The sequence below is a fragment of the Streptomyces sp. NPDC047085 genome, from assembly GCF_040643735.1.
In the GTDB taxonomy this organism is placed as follows: domain Bacteria; phylum Actinomycetota; class Actinomycetes; order Streptomycetales; family Streptomycetaceae; genus Streptomyces.
The window spans coordinates 197,727-214,146 of the sequence record NZ_JBEYUW010000008.1 but is presented as its reverse complement, the minus strand read 5'-3'; the positions used below and the strand labels follow the sequence as shown (position 1 = coordinate 214,146).

Annotated in this window: 20 protein-coding genes and 5 tRNA genes; 17 read left to right on the top strand and 8 right to left on the bottom strand. The window is 69.7% G+C overall.

The features are described 5' to 3' along the window. Positions 1–109 precede the first annotated feature (109 nt). A complete protein-coding gene (locus ABZ865_RS26405; protein WP_361235102.1) occupies positions 110–304 on the top strand; it encodes a hypothetical protein in 195 nt (64 codons plus the stop codon). A gap of 34 nt (positions 305–338) precedes the next feature. On the opposite strand, the gene ABZ865_RS26400 is transcribed toward ABZ865_RS26405, so the two are convergent. Together ABZ865_RS26400 and ABZ865_RS26395 are read right to left on the bottom strand one after the other, a co-directional pair. Next, positions 339–1,244 carry a hypothetical protein gene (locus ABZ865_RS26400; RefSeq protein ID WP_361235099.1) on the bottom strand — a complete coding sequence of 302 codons (906 nt, stop codon included), beginning with the start codon at positions 1,242–1,244 and terminating at the stop codon, positions 339–341. Further along, positions 1,235–1,675, bottom strand: coding sequence for a hypothetical protein (locus tag ABZ865_RS26395; protein ID WP_361235096.1), 441 nt, complete (start codon positions 1,673–1,675; stop codon positions 1,235–1,237). The genes ABZ865_RS26400 and ABZ865_RS26395 overlap by 10 nt, the downstream gene beginning before the upstream one ends. Before the next feature lie 250 nt (positions 1,676–1,925). Between ABZ865_RS26395 and ABZ865_RS26390 the strand changes: the two genes are divergently transcribed. Beyond that, positions 1,926–2,711 carry a fumarylacetoacetate hydrolase family protein gene (locus tag ABZ865_RS26390; protein ID WP_361235093.1) on the top strand — a complete coding sequence of 262 codons (786 nt, stop codon included), beginning with the start codon at positions 1,926–1,928 and terminating at the stop codon, positions 2,709–2,711. After that, a complete protein-coding gene (gltX, locus tag ABZ865_RS26385; RefSeq protein WP_361235090.1) occupies positions 2,704–4,188 on the top strand; it encodes a glutamate--tRNA ligase in 1,485 nt (494 codons plus the stop codon). The genes ABZ865_RS26390 and gltX overlap by 8 nt, the downstream gene beginning before the upstream one ends. Positions 4,189–4,266: 78 nt before the next feature. Here gltX and ABZ865_RS26380 read toward each other — a convergent pair whose 3' ends face one another. Further along, positions 4,267–4,551, bottom strand: coding sequence for a hypothetical protein (locus ABZ865_RS26380; protein WP_361235087.1), 285 nt, complete (start codon positions 4,549–4,551; stop codon positions 4,267–4,269). A gap of 41 nt (positions 4,552–4,592) precedes the next feature. On the opposite strand from ABZ865_RS26380, the gene ABZ865_RS26375 reads away from it, so the two are divergent. From ABZ865_RS26375 to ABZ865_RS26350, 6 genes are all read left to right on the top strand, one after another. Next, positions 4,593–5,324 (top strand): HAD family hydrolase, encoded by a 732-nt coding sequence (locus tag ABZ865_RS26375; protein ID WP_361235085.1) that lies wholly within the window; start codon positions 4,593–4,595, stop codon positions 5,322–5,324. 89 nt (positions 5,325–5,413) lie between these two features. Beyond that, a tRNA-Gln gene (locus ABZ865_RS26370) sits at positions 5,414–5,485 on the top strand. Between the two features lie 21 nt (positions 5,486–5,506). Next, positions 5,507–5,579: transfer RNA gene (locus tag ABZ865_RS26365), tRNA-Glu, on the top strand. Between the two features lie 29 nt (positions 5,580–5,608). Then, positions 5,609–5,681 (top strand) — tRNA-Glu (locus ABZ865_RS26360). A 21-nt stretch (positions 5,682–5,702) separates the two neighbouring features. Further along, positions 5,703–5,774 (top strand) — tRNA-Gln (locus ABZ865_RS26355). A 28-nt stretch (positions 5,775–5,802) separates the two neighbouring features. Further along, a tRNA-Glu gene (locus ABZ865_RS26350) sits at positions 5,803–5,875 on the top strand. A 52-nt stretch (positions 5,876–5,927) separates the two neighbouring features. Here the strand turns inward: ABZ865_RS26350 and ABZ865_RS26345 are convergent. Beyond that, positions 5,928–6,572, bottom strand: a complete 645-nt coding sequence (locus ABZ865_RS26345; protein ID WP_361235082.1) for a MerR family transcriptional regulator — start codon at positions 6,570–6,572, stop codon at positions 5,928–5,930. 83 nt (positions 6,573–6,655) lie between these two features. Between ABZ865_RS26345 and ABZ865_RS26340 the strand changes: the two genes are divergently transcribed. Beyond that, positions 6,656–7,165, top strand: coding sequence for a DUF4188 domain-containing protein (locus ABZ865_RS26340; RefSeq protein WP_361235080.1), 510 nt, complete (start codon positions 6,656–6,658; stop codon positions 7,163–7,165). A 144-nt stretch (positions 7,166–7,309) separates the two neighbouring features. Here the strand turns inward: ABZ865_RS26340 and ndgR are convergent, their stop codons facing one another. Next, a complete protein-coding gene (ndgR, locus tag ABZ865_RS26335; protein WP_009320373.1) occupies positions 7,310–8,026 on the bottom strand; it encodes an IclR family transcriptional regulator NdgR in 717 nt (238 codons plus the stop codon). A gap of 198 nt (positions 8,027–8,224) precedes the next feature. Between ndgR and leuC the strand changes: the two genes are divergently transcribed. The 4 genes from leuC (at position 8,225) to ABZ865_RS26315 (ending at position 11,526) form a co-directional block, all read left to right on the top strand. Continuing rightward, complete coding sequence (gene leuC, locus ABZ865_RS26330; protein WP_361235077.1) at positions 8,225–9,649, top strand: 3-isopropylmalate dehydratase large subunit; 1,425 nt, start codon at positions 8,225–8,227, stop codon at positions 9,647–9,649. Between the two features lie 5 nt (positions 9,650–9,654). Then, on the top strand, positions 9,655–10,248 hold the full coding sequence (gene leuD, locus ABZ865_RS26325) for a 3-isopropylmalate dehydratase small subunit (RefSeq protein WP_361235074.1): 594 nt from the start codon (positions 9,655–9,657) through the stop codon (positions 10,246–10,248). Between the two features lie 264 nt (positions 10,249–10,512). Then, complete coding sequence (locus tag ABZ865_RS26320) at positions 10,513–10,743, top strand: hypothetical protein (protein ID WP_361235071.1); 231 nt, start codon at positions 10,513–10,515, stop codon at positions 10,741–10,743. A gap of 135 nt (positions 10,744–10,878) precedes the next feature. Further along, positions 10,879–11,526, top strand: a complete 648-nt coding sequence (locus tag ABZ865_RS26315; RefSeq protein ID WP_361235068.1) for an HU family DNA-binding protein — start codon at positions 10,879–10,881, stop codon at positions 11,524–11,526. A 69-nt stretch (positions 11,527–11,595) separates the two neighbouring features. Here ABZ865_RS26315 and ABZ865_RS26310 read toward each other — a convergent pair whose 3' ends face one another. Together ABZ865_RS26310 and cofC are read right to left on the bottom strand one after the other, a co-directional pair. Then, entirely contained in the window at positions 11,596–11,799 is a 204-nt protein-coding gene (locus ABZ865_RS26310; RefSeq protein WP_361235065.1) for a hypothetical protein, read from the bottom strand. A gap of 190 nt (positions 11,800–11,989) precedes the next feature. Continuing rightward, complete coding sequence (gene cofC, locus ABZ865_RS26305; protein WP_361235062.1) at positions 11,990–12,628, bottom strand: 2-phospho-L-lactate guanylyltransferase; 639 nt, start codon at positions 12,626–12,628, stop codon at positions 11,990–11,992. Positions 12,629–12,783: 155 nt separating this feature from the next. On the opposite strand from cofC, the gene ABZ865_RS26300 reads away from it, so the two are divergent. The 3 genes from ABZ865_RS26300 (at position 12,784) to ABZ865_RS26290 (ending at position 15,857) form a co-directional block, all read left to right on the top strand. Beyond that, a complete protein-coding gene (locus ABZ865_RS26300; protein WP_361235059.1) occupies positions 12,784–13,611 on the top strand; it encodes a lysophospholipid acyltransferase family protein in 828 nt (275 codons plus the stop codon). Further along, on the top strand, positions 13,608–14,618 hold the full coding sequence (locus ABZ865_RS26295; protein ID WP_361235056.1) for an NAD(P)H-dependent glycerol-3-phosphate dehydrogenase: 1,011 nt from the start codon (positions 13,608–13,610) through the stop codon (positions 14,616–14,618). The genes ABZ865_RS26300 and ABZ865_RS26295 overlap by 4 nt, the downstream gene beginning before the upstream one ends. 81 nt (positions 14,619–14,699) lie before the next feature. Beyond that, positions 14,700–15,857, top strand: coding sequence for a D-alanine--D-alanine ligase family protein (locus tag ABZ865_RS26290; RefSeq protein WP_361235053.1), 1,158 nt, complete (start codon positions 14,700–14,702; stop codon positions 15,855–15,857). Positions 15,858–15,890: 33 nt separating this feature from the next. Here the strand turns inward: ABZ865_RS26290 and ABZ865_RS26285 are convergent, their stop codons facing one another. Next, positions 15,891–16,406, bottom strand: a complete 516-nt coding sequence (locus ABZ865_RS26285) for a DUF3515 domain-containing protein (protein ID WP_361235051.1) — start codon at positions 16,404–16,406, stop codon at positions 15,891–15,893. Positions 16,407–16,420: the final 14 nt, after the last annotated feature.

The window sequence follows — 16,420 nt, the reverse complement described above, 5'->3', positions numbered from 1 at the left end:
CTCACATGGAGATCCAGGGCAGTTCACGGCTGTCGCGGGGAATCCGATGTTTAGCCTGACGCTTTACAGGATGAGCTGATCTGCCGACCCGACCCACAGGACGACCACGGTGAAGACGACGATGATGTTCCGCAACATAGCCAACCCGCGGCGTACGACACTGGCGCACCTCGAGGACGCCGACGCGCTGCAGACGCCCGAGCTGCCGGAGCACTCCGTCGAGCTGCCCACCCAGACCGCCAACCCCCGCCGCACCGTCCTGATGGACATCCCGGCCGGCGTGGGCGCCGAGGCCGGAGCGTAACCGAACCACCGGCACGCCGAGCGCGGCCCGGAGATCACGCACCCGCGACGATCTTCCTGGCCGCGCTCACCTTTTCCGCATGCAGCCGCTGCAGCCGGCGCAGCACCCCGAGGTGCTCGCGGATCATCCCCCGCTGGATCCGCGTCTCGGCCTTCAGCCACGCTTCCAGCAGGTCCGTACGCTCCTTGCACGTCATGTCGGCCGTCGCCGTCGCCTTCTCCCGCGCGCTCGCGCGGCCGGCCGTGAACGCCGGGGTGCGGAAGGGGTCCATCGGGGAGGCGTACGCGTACCCCTTCCCCTTCATACAGGCGGACCAGCGGGCGAAGAGCGCTTTGACGGCCGGGTCGGCCAGCGACTTCCGGTAACTGTCCGAGGAGATGTTGCTCGCCGTGGTGACGCCCGCCGGATACTCGTACGGCCGCGCCAGTTCCCGGACCGCGGATCCCAGGCATCCCAGTTCCGGGATCTCCTTGCCCCGGTACGTCAACGTGTTTCCGGGGTTCCGATTTCCGTAGAGCACACGGCGCTGGTCCGCACCGAGTTTCGGCTGGGGGTCGGCCGGCTGTGGCGGCAGGTGATATCCGTAGCGGGCCGCGACCTTTCTGTCCGATATTCCGTACCGGCGGTCCGACGTGACGGTGGGAGCGGATTTCTTCGTCGTCGGGTACGAAAGCCCGAATTCTCTCATGCAGTCGCGGGCCAGAACGCGCTGCGCGGACTCGATGACCTCGTATTCCGCGTCGCTGTAGCTGTAGGCCGCGAGGGGTAGCCGGTAGGTGTAGGCGTTCCGGGCCGGGGCGGAGGCGCTGGGGGCGGCTGCCGCACGGGTGGTGGCCGGATCCGGGGCCGGCGTCCGCCCGGGGGAGGCGCAGCCGGCCAGCAGCAGGAGGATCAGTGCGGGCAGGGCGACCGGGCCGCGGCCCCGGCGCCTCAGTTCCACTTGTAGCAGTCGGTGCCGCCGCGGGCGAAGCCGAGGGACGCGTTCTCGTTGTAGGTGTTGTGCAGCCGGTCGGTGGCGGTCAGCGGTGCGAAGGTGTCACAGGCGCCCGAGTAGCCGCTGTTGTAGAAGACCGTGGCGATGTTGTCGACGCTCAGGTTGTTGAAAGAGGCGGCGTTGTTCTTCACCGGCTGGCCCTTGCCGGTCCCGGAGGTGAGGAAGGTGTACCCGGCGAGATTGGAGACGCTGCTGCCCCGGAAAGCGGTGAAGGAACCCGTACGTCCGCTGTTGTAGAAGAAGATCCCGCAGTTCTTCACTTCGTTCAGGCAGTACGGTCCCGCGTCCGCGTGGGCGAGCGGCGCCGTGCCGAGTACCGCGGCGAGGGCCGCCGGAAGCGCGACTGCGAGGGCGGCGGTCTTCCGGGATGCCCGCATGAAGTTCTCTCCCCGTTGAAAAGTCGACTGGTTTTCCGGGGTGTGATCCTAAGGTTCGGATCCGGACCGATCAACGGCGGTTTCAGGTCAGGTGTCGCCCGAAACTCCCGGAACTCGGAATTCCGCTCCGCCGGTTTCCCGGACCGGAAATACCCCGCCCGCCACGCCGTACCGGCCGAACACGGGGCGTCCCGACCGGTTAACCTGGGGCGTCAGTACGCCGGTTCTCAGTGAGAGGCGCAAGGATCCCGTGCGCATCGCCAGGTTCTCCATCGACGGGAACGTAGCCTTCGGCGCGGTCGAGGGCGACAAGCAGGACGAACTCGTCCTCGACATCATCAAGGGCATCCCGTTCGCGGACTACGAGCTGTCCGGGACGAAGGTGCCGCTGAGCAAGGTCAGGCTGCTCCCGCCGGTGCTCCCCAACAAGGTCGTGGCGTTCGGCCGCAACTACGCCGACCACGCCAAGGAGCTGGGCAACGAGGTGCCCGACGTCCCGTTCGCCTTCTTCAAGCCCTCCACCTCGGTGATCGGCCCCGGCGACGAGATCCAGTACCCGCCCTTCACCCAGGACCTGCAGCACGAGGCCGAGCTGGCCGTCGTCATCGGCCGCATGTGCCGCGAGGTGCCCCGCGAGCGCGTCAAGGACGTGATCTTCGGCTTCACCTGCGCCAACGACGTCACCGCCCGCGACGTGCAGAAGCGCGAGAAGCAGTGGGCCCGCGCGAAGGGCTTCGACACCTCCTGCCCGCTCGGCCCCTGGGTCGAGACGGACCTGGACCTCGCCCGCGCGAACGACCTGACGATCCAGCTCACCGTCAACGGCGAACAGCGCCAGCTCGGCCGCACCAGCGAGATGATCCACTCCATCGAGGACCTGATCGTCAACATCTCCGAGGCCATGACGCTGCTCCCCGGCGACGTCGTCCTCACCGGCACCCCCGCGGGGGTCGGCCCCCTGAACGTCGGCGACGAGGTCGCCGTCACCATCGAAGGCATCGGCACTCTCACCAACAAGGTTGTCAAGCGTGGCTAGCGCATCCGGCTCTCCCGTACGCGTCCGTTTCTGCCCCTCGCCCACCGGTAACCCCCACGTGGGCCTGGTCCGCACCGCCCTGTTCAACTGGGCGTTCGCCCGGCACCACCAGGGCACCCTGGTCTTCCGCATCGAGGACACCGACGCGGCCCGCGACTCCGAGGAGTCGTACAACCAGCTGCTGGACGCGATGCGCTGGCTCGGCTTCGACTGGGACGAGGGCCCCGAGGTCGGCGGCCCGCACGCGCCGTACCGCCAGTCGCAGCGCATGGACATCTACGCCGACGTGGCGCAGAAGCTCCTCGACGGCGGCTACGCGTACCACTGCTACTGCTCCCAGGAGGAGCTGGACGGCCGCCGCGAGCTCGCCCGCGCCGCCGGCAAGCCCTCCGGCTACGACGGCCACTGCCGTGACCTGACCGCCGAGCAGGTCGAGCTGTACCAGGCCCAGGGCCGCACCCCGATCGTCCGCTTCCGGATGCCCGACGAGACGATCACCTTCACCGACCTGGTCCGCGGCGAGCTGACCTTCACCCCGGAGAACGTCCCGGACTACGGCATCGTGCGCGCCAACGGCGCCCCGCTGTACACGCTGGTCAACCCGGTCGACGACGCCCTGATGGAGATCACCCACGTCCTGCGCGGCGAGGACCTGCTCTCCTCCACCCCGCGCCAGATCGCCCTGTACAAGGCGCTGACCGAGCTGGGCATCGCCAAGCAGACCCCGGCCTTCGGCCATCTGCCGTACGTGATGGGCGAGGGCAACAAGAAGCTCTCCAAGCGCGACCCGCAGTCGTCCCTCAACCTCTACCGCGAGCAGGGCTTCCTGCCCGAGGGCCTGCTCAACTACCTGTCCCTGCTCGGCTGGTCGCTCTCCGCCGACCAGGACATCTTCACGATCGAGGAGATGGTCGCGGCCTTCGACATCTCCGACGTGAACCCGAACCCGGCCCGCTTCGACCTGAAGAAGTGCGAGGCGATCAACGGCGACCACATCCGCATGCTGGATGTGAAGGAGTTCACCGAGCGCTGCCGTCCCTGGCTGCGGGCCCCGTTCGCGCCCTGGGCGCCGGAGGACTTCGACGAGGCCAAGTGGGAGGCGATCGCCCCGCACGCCCAGACCCGCCTCAAGGTGCTCTCCGAGATCACCGACAACGTCGACTTCCTGTTCCTGGCGGAGCCGGTCGAGGACGAGGCTTCGTGGACCAAGGCGATGAAGGAGGGCTCCGACGCCCTGCTCCGCACGGCCCGCGAGAAGCTGGAGTCCGCGGACTGGACGTCGGCCGAGTCCCTCAAGGAGGCCGTCCTGGCCGCCGGCGAGGCCCACGGCCTCAAGCTCGGCAAGGCCCAGGCCCCGGTCCGCGTGGCGGTCACCGGCCGTACGGTCGGTCTGCCGCTGTTCGAGTCCCTCGAGGTCCTCGGCAAGGAGAAGACGCTGGCCCGCATCGACGCGGCGCTGGCGAAGCTGAGCGCGTAACCGGCGCAGGCGCCCTAGCCGACCCATACGCCAGGGGCGGCACCCGGAAGACACCGGGTGCCGCCCCTGACGCGTTGATCACTGCGCGTCGGCCTCATCGATCAGATAGGCGCTCTCGTCGAAGATCTCCAGCACGACGACGACCATGATCGCGCCGGCCACCATGTACTCCAGCATGACGCCCGGGGCCACATACGCCTTGCGCAGGTGCTCGTCAGGGCCCAGCTGTGCGGTCGATGTCTTCCGGAACGGGTCGCGCGCCAGTATGCGTACGGCCCTGTCCAACTGTGCTCGGCGCTCTGCGGGCAGGGCGTCGAACGTCGCACGGGCCTCGACGGTGAACTGGACGCGGTACTCGCTCATGCCGACCAGTCTGCCAGCCGTTCGGCGGTACCGTCGGTGGCATGACGATCAGAGCCGTGGTCTGGGACGTGGACGACACGCTGTTCGACTACACGACCGCGGACCGTGAGGGCATGCGGGCCCATCTGGCGGCCGAGGGCATGCTCGACGGGCCCGGGAGCCCGGAGCGGGCCCTCGCGCGGTGGCGGGAGATCACCGACCAGCAGTGGGCGCGGTACGCGGCCGGGGAGAACACCTTCGAGGGGCAGCGGCGCGATCGGGTGAGGGTGTTCCTGGACACACCCCTGGACGACGCCGAGGCCGACGCCTGGTTCCGGCGTTACATCGGCCACTACGAGTCCGCCTGGAGCGTGTTCCCGGACGTGGTGCCCGCCCTGGACGAGCTCGCCGCCAGTCATCGGCACGCGGTGCTGTCGAACTCCAGCCTCACGGTCCAGGAGCACAAGTTGCGCACCCTGGGCCTGCGCGAGCGCTTCGAGACGGTGCTGTGCGCCGCCGAGCTGGGCGTGTCCAAGCCAGAGGCCGGTGCCTTCCTGGCGGCCTGCGACGCGCTCGGCCTGCCCCCGCACCAGGTGGCGTACGTCGGCGACCACCCGGAGATCGACGGGCGCGGTGCCGCCGAGGCAGGGCTGCTGTCGGTCTGGATCGACCGGGTCGGGGCGTACGCCGAGGACGCCGGGGGCCCTTCGACGTGCCGGATCACGACCCTCGGCGAACTCCCCGCGCTCGTCCGCTCGGATACCCGTTTTGGAGCCCCGTCCACCTTCAGGTAATGTTCTTCCTGCGCCGAGGGGAGCGGGCCGAAAGGCCGGGCCCCGAGGAGCAAGCTAGAACGAGAACCCCGTAGGGGCTTGAGTTCCAGTGGCCTATGGTGTAATTGGCAGCACGACTGATTCTGGTTCAGTTAGTCTTGGTTCGAGTCCAGGTAGGCCAGCTCGCAGAGCTCATCTGCAAAGCCCCCGTTGTGTAGCGGCCTAGCACGCTGCCCTCTCAAGGCAGTAGCGCCGGTTCGAATCCGGTCGGGGGTACTGATCTCGATCACGTCGAGATCGCTAGGGCCCCCGTTGTGTAGCGGCCTAGCACGCCGCCCTCTCAAGGCGGTAGCGCCGGTTCGAATCCGGTCGGGGGTACTGACTGGTCTAAACCATCATTGGTCTATGGTGTAATTGGCAGCACGACTGATTCTGGTTCAGTTAGTCTTGGTTCGAGTCCAGGTAGACCAGCTCGGACCTGCGGAAACGCAGTGTCCACGCCCCCGTTGTGTAGCGGCCTAGCACGCCGCCCTCTCAAGGCGGTAGCGCCGGTTCGAATCCGGTCGGGGGTACGCACAGGGAAGGCCCTCCACTCCGGTGGAGGGCCTTCGTCGTTCCCGCGCACTACTCGAAACCGTAGCGGCGCCCCGACTCCTCCTCCTGGGCCAGCCGACGCAGGGCCTGCAGCATCGGCTCGGTCAGCACCGAGCCGAGCACCGCCGTCTCCACCTTCTCCGCCTCCGACGGATGCGTCTCCACGAAGTCCAGGTCGAGTTTGGCCACCTCGTGCATCAACCTGCCGTAGGACGCGAGCAGTTCGAACCCCCACTCGTAACCGAGCCGGCGGAACGTGGCCACCGCCACCACCAGGGAGCGGTACGAGGGGGAGATCGTCGTCAGAAGCTTCGCGTTCGACCAGCCCAACCGGTCCAGCAGCTCGTCCACCTCCCGGTGCGCCGCCTGCACGAACGCGTCGTCCTCGTCCGGCTCCGGCATCTGCGGCAGCGCCCACAGGGCCGCGCCCAGGCGGATCGTGCGGCCCAGGGAGTCGTCGTCCACGTGCCCGAGCACCTCGCGGACCGTCGCCACGGGCAGTCCGCCGACCTGGATCATCGCGCGCACCAGCCGCAGCCGGCGCAGATGCTCCTCGTCGTACTCGGCCGTCGTGGCGTTGATCTGGCGGCCGGGCGGCAACAGCCCCTCGCGCAGGTAGTACTTGATCGTCGCGGTGGACACACCGCTGTGTCTGCTCAGCTCGGCGAGCCGCATGTCTTGCGCCCCTTCTTGGATAACGGCACTATCCAAGCATCGCTACTTGGATAGCGCCGCTCACCAACGAGGGGGAAGTTGGCATGGTGTCCCGTACGACCGCCGACGCGAAGGGCGACGTCGTCGTCCTGCTGATCGGCATGCGCATCAACCGCTTCTGGGCCGTTCATCTGTGGCTGCCGGTGATGCTCGCGATGTTCCGCATGCTCCGGGAGCTGGAGAAGGACCCCGCGCGGGGCCTGCGCAGCCGGGTTCTGCTGACGGCGTCGCCGCGCACGTACTACGTCGTGCAGTACTGGGAGTCCAAGGAGAAGCTGTACGCCTACGCGACCGCGCCGGACGCCTTCCATCACAAGGCCTGGGCGCAGCTCAACCGCAAGGAGCGGACCGGGAAGCTGCGCGGTCAGGTCGGGATCTGGCACGAGGCGTATGTCGTGCCGGAGGGGTCGTACGAGGCGATCTACGGGGACATGCCGGCGTTCGGCCTCGCGGCCGCGCACGGGCAGATACCGCTGGAGAAGCGGGGGCGGTACGCGAAGGACCGGTTCTCGTACCGCTCGCAGCAGGGAACGGTGACCGAGAAGACCGGCTGACCGGCAGGAACCGGTGACCGAGAGGACCGGCTGACCAGGGGAGCCCGGTGGCCAAGAAGACCGGCTGACCAGGGGGGACGGGGGATCGAAGAGGGCCTGCCGCGGCGTTGAGGCAGGCCCTCCTCGGCGTTCCCGGGGTGCGGCTCAGCCGGAGCGGCGCAGGGCCTCCGACAGGCGGGCCGCGGCGTCGATGACCGCCTGGGCGTGCATACGGCCGGGGTGGCGGGTCAGGCGCTCGATGGGACCGGATACCGAGACGGCGGCCACCACGCGGTTGGACGGGCCGCGTACGGGGGCGGAGACGGACGCGACGCCCGGCTCGCGCTCGCCGATGGACTGGGCCCAGCCGCGCCGCCGTACGCCCGACAGGGCCGTCGCCGTGAAGCGGGCGCCCTGCAGGCCGCGGTGCAGCCGCTCCGGCTCCTCCCAGGCCATCAGGATCTGCGCGGACGAGCCCGCCTTCATGGTCAGCGTGGAGCCGACCGGAACGGTGTCCCGCAGACCGGACAGCCGTTCCGCCGCGGCCACGCAGATGCGCATGTCACCCTGGCGACGGTAGAGCTGCGCGCTCTCGCCGGTGACGTCCCGCAGGTGCGTGAGCACCGGGCCGGCCGTCGCGAGCAGGCGGTCCTCGCCCGCCGCGGCGGCCAGTTCCGCGAGACGTGGCCCGAGAATGAACCGTCCCTGCATGTCCCGTGCCACCATGCGGTGGTGTTCCAAAGCCACGGCCAGGCGGTGGGCCGTGGGTCGTGCCAGTCCGGTGGCCCCGACCAGACCCGCGAGGGTGGCCGGACCGGACTCCAGAGCGCTCAGGACGAGGGCCGCCTTGTCCAGAACGCCGACGCCGCTACTGTTGTCCATGCAACGATACTCACGTCTCACTCTGTGAAACGCAAGTTCAATTTTCCGTGGAACGCGCCACCCTTGAATCACACAGCGGCCCGAAGACCAACGGGCCTGGTGGTGGATGCCCACAATCACCGCATCAGGGGCTCGGGCGCCGCTTCCTCAAGATCTCTAGTTGCGTCGGCGTGACCTTGGCCGACCGGAGGGAAAGCGATGGGTAGGACACTCGCGGAGAAGGTCTGGGACGACCACGTCGTCCGGCGCGCCGAGGGCGAGCCCGACCTCCTCTACATCGATCTGCACCTGCTGCACGAGGTGACCAGCCCGCAGGCCTTCGACGGGCTGCGCAAGAGCGGCCGGCAGGTGCGGCGCCTCGACCTCACCATCGCGACCGAGGACCACAACACCCCGACGCTGGACATCGACAAGCCCATCGCCGACCCGGTCTCCCGCGCCCAGCTGGAGACCCTGCGCAAGAACTGCGCGGAGTTCGGCGTCCGGCTGCACCCGCTGGGCGACGTCGAGCAGGGTGTCGTCCACGTGGTGGGACCGCAGCTGGGCCTGACCCAGCCGGGCACCACGGTCGTCTGCGGCGACTCGCACACCTCCACGCACGGCGCCTTCGGCGCGCTGGCGTTCGGCATCGGCACCTCGCAGGTCGAGCACGTCCTGGCCACCCAGACGCTGCCGCTGGCCCGCCCGAAGACCATGGCCATCACCGTCGAGGGCGAGCTGCCCGAGGGTGTCACCGCCAAGGACCTGATCCTCGCGATCATCGCGAAGATCGGTACCGGCGGCGGCCAGGGTTACATCCTGGAGTACCGCGGCTCCGCCATCGAGAAGCTCTCGATGGAGGCCCGGATGACCATCTGCAACATGTCGATCGAGGCCGGTGCCCGCGCGGGCATGATCGCCCCCGACGAGACCACCTTCGCGTACCTCAAGGGCCGCCCGCACGCCCCCGAGGGCGCCGACTGGGACGCCGCCGTCGCGTACTGGAAGACCCTGCGCACCGACGAGGACGCCGTTTTCGACGCCGAGGTCCTCATCAACGCCGAGGAACTGTCCCCGTTCGTCACCTGGGGCACCAACCCCGGCCAGGGCGCGCCGCTTTCGGCCGACGTCCCCGACCCGGCTTCGTACGAAGACGCTTCGGAGCGCCTCGCCGCCGAAAAGGCCCTGGAATACATGGGGTTGGAGGCCGGTCAGCCGCTGCGCTCCATCAAGGTCGACACCGTCTTCGTAGGCTCCTGCACCAACGGCCGTATCGAGGACCTGCGTGCCGCCGCGGACCTGCTGCGGGGTCGCAAAGTCGCCGACGGCGTACGGATGCTGGTCGTCCCGGGCTCCGCGCGGGTCGGTCTGCAGGCCGTCTCCGAGGGCCTGGACGTGGTCTTCAAGGAGGCCGGCGCCGAATGGCGGCACGCGGGCTGCTCGATGTGTCTCGGCATGAACCCGGACCAGCTGGCCCCGGGCGAGCGCTCCGCCTCCACCTCCAACCGCAACTTCGAGGGCCGGCAGGGCAAGGGCGGCCGTACCCACCTGGTGTCGCCGCAGGTCGCGGCCGCGACCGCCGTCCTGGGCCACCTGGCCTCGCCCGCCGACCTGTCCGACGTCCCCGCGCCCGCTGGAGTCTGAGAATCATGGAAGCCTTCACCACCCACACCGGCCGGGCCGTCCCGCTGCGCCGCAGCAACGTCGACACCGACCAGATCATCCCTGCTCACTGGCTCAAGAAGGTGACCCGGGACGGCTTCGAGGACGGGCTGTTCGAGGCCTGGCGCAAGGACGAGTCCTTCGTCCTCAACCGGCCCGAGCGGCAGGGCGCCACGGTCCTGGTCGCCGGCCCCGACTTCGGCACCGGCTCCTCCCGCGAGCACGCCGTCTGGGCGCTGCAGAACTACGGCTTCAAGGCCGTGATCTCCTCCCGCTTCGCGGACATCTTCCGGGGCAACTCGCTGAAGAACGGGCTGCTCACCGTGGTGCTCGACCAGAAGGTCGTGGACGCGCTGTGGGAGCTCACGGAGCAGGACCCCACTACTGAGGTCACTGTGGACCTTGAGGCGCGTGAGGTTCGCGCAGAGGGCATCACCGCCTCCTTCGAGCTGGACGAGAACTCCCGCTGGCGGCTGCTGAACGGGCTGGACGACATCTCCATCACCCTCCAGAACGAGGACGACATCGCCTCCTACGAGGCCAAGCGGCCCGCCTACAAGCCGCGGACGCTGCAGGCCTGATCCACAACGGCCGAACCCGTCGGGTTTCGGCCACCCGACGTCCCCTCTGTACCCCCGATCGCCACGATCGGGGGTACAGCCATGTCTGCACCCGAACGGCCCCGCGCGGAGCCGCTCCTGCGCTCAACTTCCCACGTTAAGAAGGGGGTTGACGGGGTACGCGACTCTTGGACCCGCGGCGTCCGGATGGCCCGAGAAGGCTGCCGGAGGCGGCAGTTGCACCCTGCGCAGGCGACAACTCGCCCCAGATGGCACAATCTGTGCATGGAACACGACGGCCAACTCGAGCTCTATACGGCAGTCGCGGACCGACTCAAGGAAGCGCACACAAGAGTGCGCGCACTGCAAGTCCCGGAGGGCGTACGGATGGCGCTGACCCGGAAGCTGCTGGTCATTACGGCCGTGGCCAAGCACGATCTCGCCGACGCGGCAAGGCGGCTGGAGCGGTTCACCGCGGACCTCGACGAGGGTCGGATCCCCGAAGAGGGCCGCTGAACGTCCAGAACAACCGAATCCGTTGCGGCACAAGGGTGATAAGCCCGTTTCGTGTTTGATTTGCGGTATATATCTGCCTAACGTGCGAAAAAGCTTGAACACTTTCGTTCCGGCGATGTCTCCGAAGGGGAAGACGTGAACAAGGCGCAGCTCGTAGAAGCGATTGCCGACAAGTTGGGCGGCCGCCAGCAGGCCGCCGAGGCTGTCGACCATGTCCTGGACGCCATCGTCCGCGCGGTCGTCGCGGGTGAGCGGGTCTCGGTCACCGGCTTCGGGTCCTTCGAGAAGGTGGACCGCCCCGCCCGCTACGCCCGCAACCCCCAGACGGGCGAGCGGGTTCGGGTCAAGAAGACCTCCGTGCCCCGCTTCCGCGCGGGCCAGGGCTTCAAGGACCTGGTCAGCGGCTCGAAGAAGCTCCCGCGGGGCGGCGAGGTCGCCGTCAAGAAGGCGCCCAAGGGCAGCCTGACCGGCGGGGCCGCGGCGACGGTCAAGAAGGCCGCCGCCAAGAAGACCACCAAGGCCGCCGCGAAGAAGGTCACCGCGAAGAAGGCCCCGGCGAAGAAGGTCACCGCCGCCGCCAAGAAGACCACGGCGAAGAAGGCCGCAGCCAAGAAGACCACGGCGGCCGCCAAGACCACCGCCGCGAAGAAGGCCACCGCCAAGAAGACGGCGGCCAAGAAGGCCCCGGCGAAGAAGGTCACCGCCAAGAAGGCCCCGGCCAAGAAGTCGACGGCCCGCAAGACCACCGCCAAGAAGGCCACCGCCCGCAAGGCGACGTCGTAAGGCCGCCAGGGCACTCACGCCGGGCCGGACTCCTCTCGGGAGCCCGGCCCGCGGCGTGTGTAAGGGGAGTTACAGGGTTTGAAGGGTTACGAGGGTGATCCGGAGTCCCGTGCCCTCCGGTTCCGTCTCGATCCGCACCCGCTGACCCGGCCGCAGCAGCCGGAGCCCGCCGGCGTCGAACGCGGCCGCGTCGAAGGGGACCGGCGTCCCGTCGTCGAGCAGCACCTGCCCGCTGCGGGTTTCGGGGTCGTACGTGTATGCGGTCGCCTGCATGTCGGCCAGCCTAATGCCAGCCGAGGTGGGGGCGCGTCGTTGGGCTTGCGGTGCGCTGCCGGGTGCGGGTCCGTCGCGGTTGCTCGCGCAGTTCCCCGCGCCCCTGGGGAACTGCAGTGCCGTCGGCTGTGTAGCCGCCGTAGCCGCGCGGCCGCAGACAGCCGCCCGCCGTCCCCGCGCCACCCGCGCCTCAGGGTTCCGGGATCAGCAGTCCCGTGGACACCGCGGCCGTGTACCGTCCCACTCCCAGTTCCAGCGCCGCGCGCAGGTCGTCGCCGGTGTCGACGTCCTGTCGTACCGAGTCCACGCCGGTGATGCCGAGTTCCGTCGCCCCCGAGGCGCGGTGGCGGGCGCGGGAATCGGTGCCGAATGCGGGGCGCAACGCATGATCGGGGGCCGCCGCCAGCAATGTCGTGCCGAGTGCGGCCGCGTCCGCGAGAAATGCGCGGGAGAATTCGGCGGCCGCGTCGAGCACCCGGGACAATTCCAGCGGACGCAGCGCCGGCAGATCCGCGTTGAGGGCGGCCACGGGAGTCCGGGGGCGCAGCGACCGTACGACGGCCTCCCCGTGCGCCAGTGCCGCATTCAATCCCATTCCAGGCGAGTCCGGGACGATTCGGGCGCCCAGCGTCGCCAGCTCCCGGCCGGCCAGCGGATCGTCCGTGATCACCGCCACATCCGCGACCGCCGGGCAGTCCAGCGCCGCGGCCACCGTGTCCTGCGCGAACGCGAGGACCAGCCCCGGGCGCACCCCGTCGGAAGCGGTGTCCGCCAGCCTGCTCTTGGCCCGTGCCAGGGGCTTCAGGGGGATGACCAAGGTCCACTGCACCGGCGTACCGCCCCTCTCGTGTCGCGCTCATTGTCACCCGGGCCATCCGGCGCGCCAGGGACTGGGGCGTACGGTGTTCTCGACAGACCGGCGGCTCGGGGCGACACTTGTGCGGCCCCACGGGCCCGGAGCAAGTCCTAGAGGAAGGTGTCCGCGTGTCCCGCCGCAGAATCGGGTTCTGGTACCGCTTCGCAGCGGTCCTCTGCAAACCGCCGCTGGTGGTTCTGCTCAAGCGGGACTGGCGTGGAATGGAGCACATTCCGGCCGACGGCGGATTTATCACCGCGGTGAACCACAATTCCCATGTGGACCCCTTCGCGTACGCGCACTATCAGTACAACACCGGACGGGTTCCGCGATTCCTCGCGAAGAGCGGGCTATTCAAGAAGGGATTCGTCGGCGCCGCGATGCGCGGCACCGGACAGATCCCCGTCTACCGCGAGAGCACGGACGCGCTCAGCGCCTTCCGGGCCGCGATCGATGCCGTGGAGCGCGGCGAGTGCGTCGCCTTCTACCCCGAGGGCACCCTCACCCGCGACCCGGACGGCTGGCCCATGACCGCCAAGACCGGCGCCGCCCGCGTGGCCCTGCAGACCAAGTGCCCGGTCATCCCGGTCGCCCAGTGGGGCTGCAACGAACTGCTGCCGCCCTACGCCAAGAAGCCCCACCTCTTCCCGCGCAAGACCCACCGCGTCCTCGCGGGCCCGCCCGTGGACCTCTCCCGGTTCTACGACAAGGAGATGACCGCCGACCTCCTGAAGGAGGCCACCGAGGTCATCATGGCCGCCATCACCCGCCAGCTGGAGGAGATCCGCGGCGAGAAGGCCCCCGAGACGCCGTACGACCCCCGCCGCGAGCGGATCGAGCAGCGCCGCAGGACCCAGGCGCAGACCGGGCGGCAGACCGCGCGCACGGGCACCGAGGACCCGCGCCCGGCCGCCGAGACCACGCCGGCCGGCACGGAAGAGGAGAGCGGCACGTGAGCAAGCCTGTCCGGGCCGCCGTCATGGGCACCGGCTCATGGGGCACCGCCTTCGGCATGGTCCTCGCCGACGCCGGCTGCGAGGTCACCCTGTGGGCCCGCCGCCCCGAGCTGGCCGACGCGGTCAACTCCACGCGGACCAACCCCGACTACCTGCCCGGCGTGGAACTCCCGGAGAACCTGCGCGCCACCGCCGACCCCGCCGAGGCCCTGCGCGACGCGGACTTCACCGTCCTCGCCGTCCCCTCCCAGACCCTGCGCGCCAACCTCGCCGAGTGGACCCCGCTGCTCGCGCCCGGCACCGTGCTCGTCTCCCTGATGAAGGGCGTCGAACTCGGCTCCGCCATGCGGATGAGCGAGGTCATCGAGGACGTCGCCAAGGTCGGCCCCGACCGCATCGCCGTCGTCACCGGCCCCAACCTGGCCCGCGAGATCGCCGCCCGCATGCCCGCCGCCGCCGTGGTCGCCTGCGTCGACGAGACGGTCGCCCAGCGGCTCCAGGCCGCCTGCCACACGCCGTACTTCCGGCCGTACACGGAGACGGACGTGGTCGGTTGCGAGCTGGGCGGTGCCGTGAAGAACGTCATCGGCCTCGCCGTCGGCATCGCGGACGGCATGGGACTCGGCGACAACGCCAAGGGCTCGCTCATCACCCGCGGCCTGGCGGAGACCGCCCGGCTCGGGGTAGCGCTCGGCGCCGACCCGCTGACCTTCTCCGGACTCGCCGGCCTCGGCGACCTGGTGGCCACCTGCTCCTCGCCGCTGTCCCGCAACCACACCTTCGGCACCAACCTCGGCAAGGGCATGACCCTGGAGGAGACCATCGCGGTCACCCGGCAGACCGCCGAAGGCGTCAAGTCCTGCGAGTCCGTTGCGGATCTGGCCCGCCGGCACGGCGTCGAGATGCCCATCACCGAGACGGTCGTGGACATCGTGCACGAGGGCAAGCCTCCGGTGGTCGCCCTCAAGGAGCTGATGTCGCGCAGCGCGAAGCCCGAGCGACGCTGAGCGACACCGGCGGACGCCCCTCTTCCGGCGGTCCCGTCGACGCTGTCCTGGGGCTCTACCACCGGGTACTCTCAACGCGATATGAGCACCGAGAACCTCCCCCAGAGCCCCGGGCAGCCGTCCCGCAAGCCGCGCGTGGCCGTCGTGTTCGGCGGCCGCAGCTCCGAACACGGGATCTCCGCCGTCACCGCCGGCGCCGTCCTCAGGGCCATCGACCGGACCAAGTACGACGTCCTGCCGATCGGCATCACCCGCGAGGGCCGCTGGATGCTCACGGCCGACGAGCCGGAGCGGATGGCCATCACCGACCGCCGCGTCCCCGCCGTCGAGGACCTGGCGGAGTCCACCGAGGGCGCGGTGGTGCTCCCCGTCGACCCCGCCAGCCGCGAGGTCGTCTACAGCGAGCCCGGTGCCGTGCCCAAGGCCCTCGGCGAGGTCGACGTCGTCTTCCCGGTGCTGCACGGCCCCTACGGCGAGGACGGCACCCTGCAGGGCATGCTGGAGCTGTCCGGGGTGCCGTACGTGGGCTCGGGTGTGCTCGCCTCGGCCGTCGGCCAGGACAAGGAGTACATGAAGCGGGTGTTCACCTCCTTCGGGCTCAAGGTCGGCCCGTACGTGGTGATCCGGCCCCGCGAGTGGGAGCGGGACGAGTCCGCCGCCCGCAAGAAGATCATCGACCTCGCCGGCGAGCACGGCTGGCCGCTGTTCGTGAAGCCCGCGCGCGCGGGTTCCTCGATCGGCATCACCAAGGTCGAGGACCTCTCCGGCCTGGACGAGGCGATCGCCGAGGCCCAGCGGCACGACCCGAAGATCCTCGTGGAGGCCGCGGTGCGCGGCCGCGAGATCGAGTGCGGCGTCCTGGAGTTCGAGGACGGCCCGCGCGCCTCCGTCCCGGCCGAGATCCCGCCGCCGGACGCCCACGCCTACTACGACTTCGACGCCAAGTACATCGACTCCACGCCCGGCATCGTCCCGGCGCCGCTCACCGACGAGGAGACCGCCGAGGTGCGGCGCCTCGCCGTCGAGGCGTTCGAGGCGGCGTCCTGCGAGGGCCTGGTCCGCGCGGACTTCTTCCTCACCCAGGACGGCGAGTTCGTGATCAACGAGATCAACACGATGCCCGGGTTCACGCCGATCTCGATGTACCCGAAGATGTGGGAGGCCTCCGGCATCGCCTACCCGGAGCTCATCGACCGCCTGGTCCAGGCCGCGCTGCGCCGCTCGACGGGGCTGCGCTGACCCGCACGCGCGCCGGCATCTCCCCGCGCACCGTCATCTCATGGAGGCGATCCCCCTGGGGATCGCCTTCTTGATGGAGTCCGCGAGGCCGGTGAGCACCGGTGTGGCGTCCTGTGCGGACATCCCCTCGGGCAGGCTCACCTGCACATAGGCCTCGCGCTTGGCCGTGGTGAGCCGCCAGGTGCCGTCGCCCTGCTTCTCCATCAGCCAGTCCACGCCGTTCACCCCGCCCGGCAGGGCGTCCGGGTCCCCGCCCTCGGCCACCTTGGGATCGATCATCTTGGGCGGCCGGACGACACCGCAGCGCAGTATGATCGCCGGGCTTCCCCAGCCCGCCGTGTAGGCGGACCGGGGTCCGGGGTCGGTACGGCTCCGTCCGTCGAGTTTCTCGGGCAGCACCCCGTGCAGATCCCGGCAGACCCGCGCCGTCTTCGCGTCGGGGGTGGGAACCGCCACGTCGGCGCTGTCGTCTGCTGAGGAGCAGCCTGCGACGACGATCAGCAGGGCGGGCGCGAGCAGGCCGAGAGGCCGGTGACGGGAGAAGTTCACCGGCCAAGCGTAGA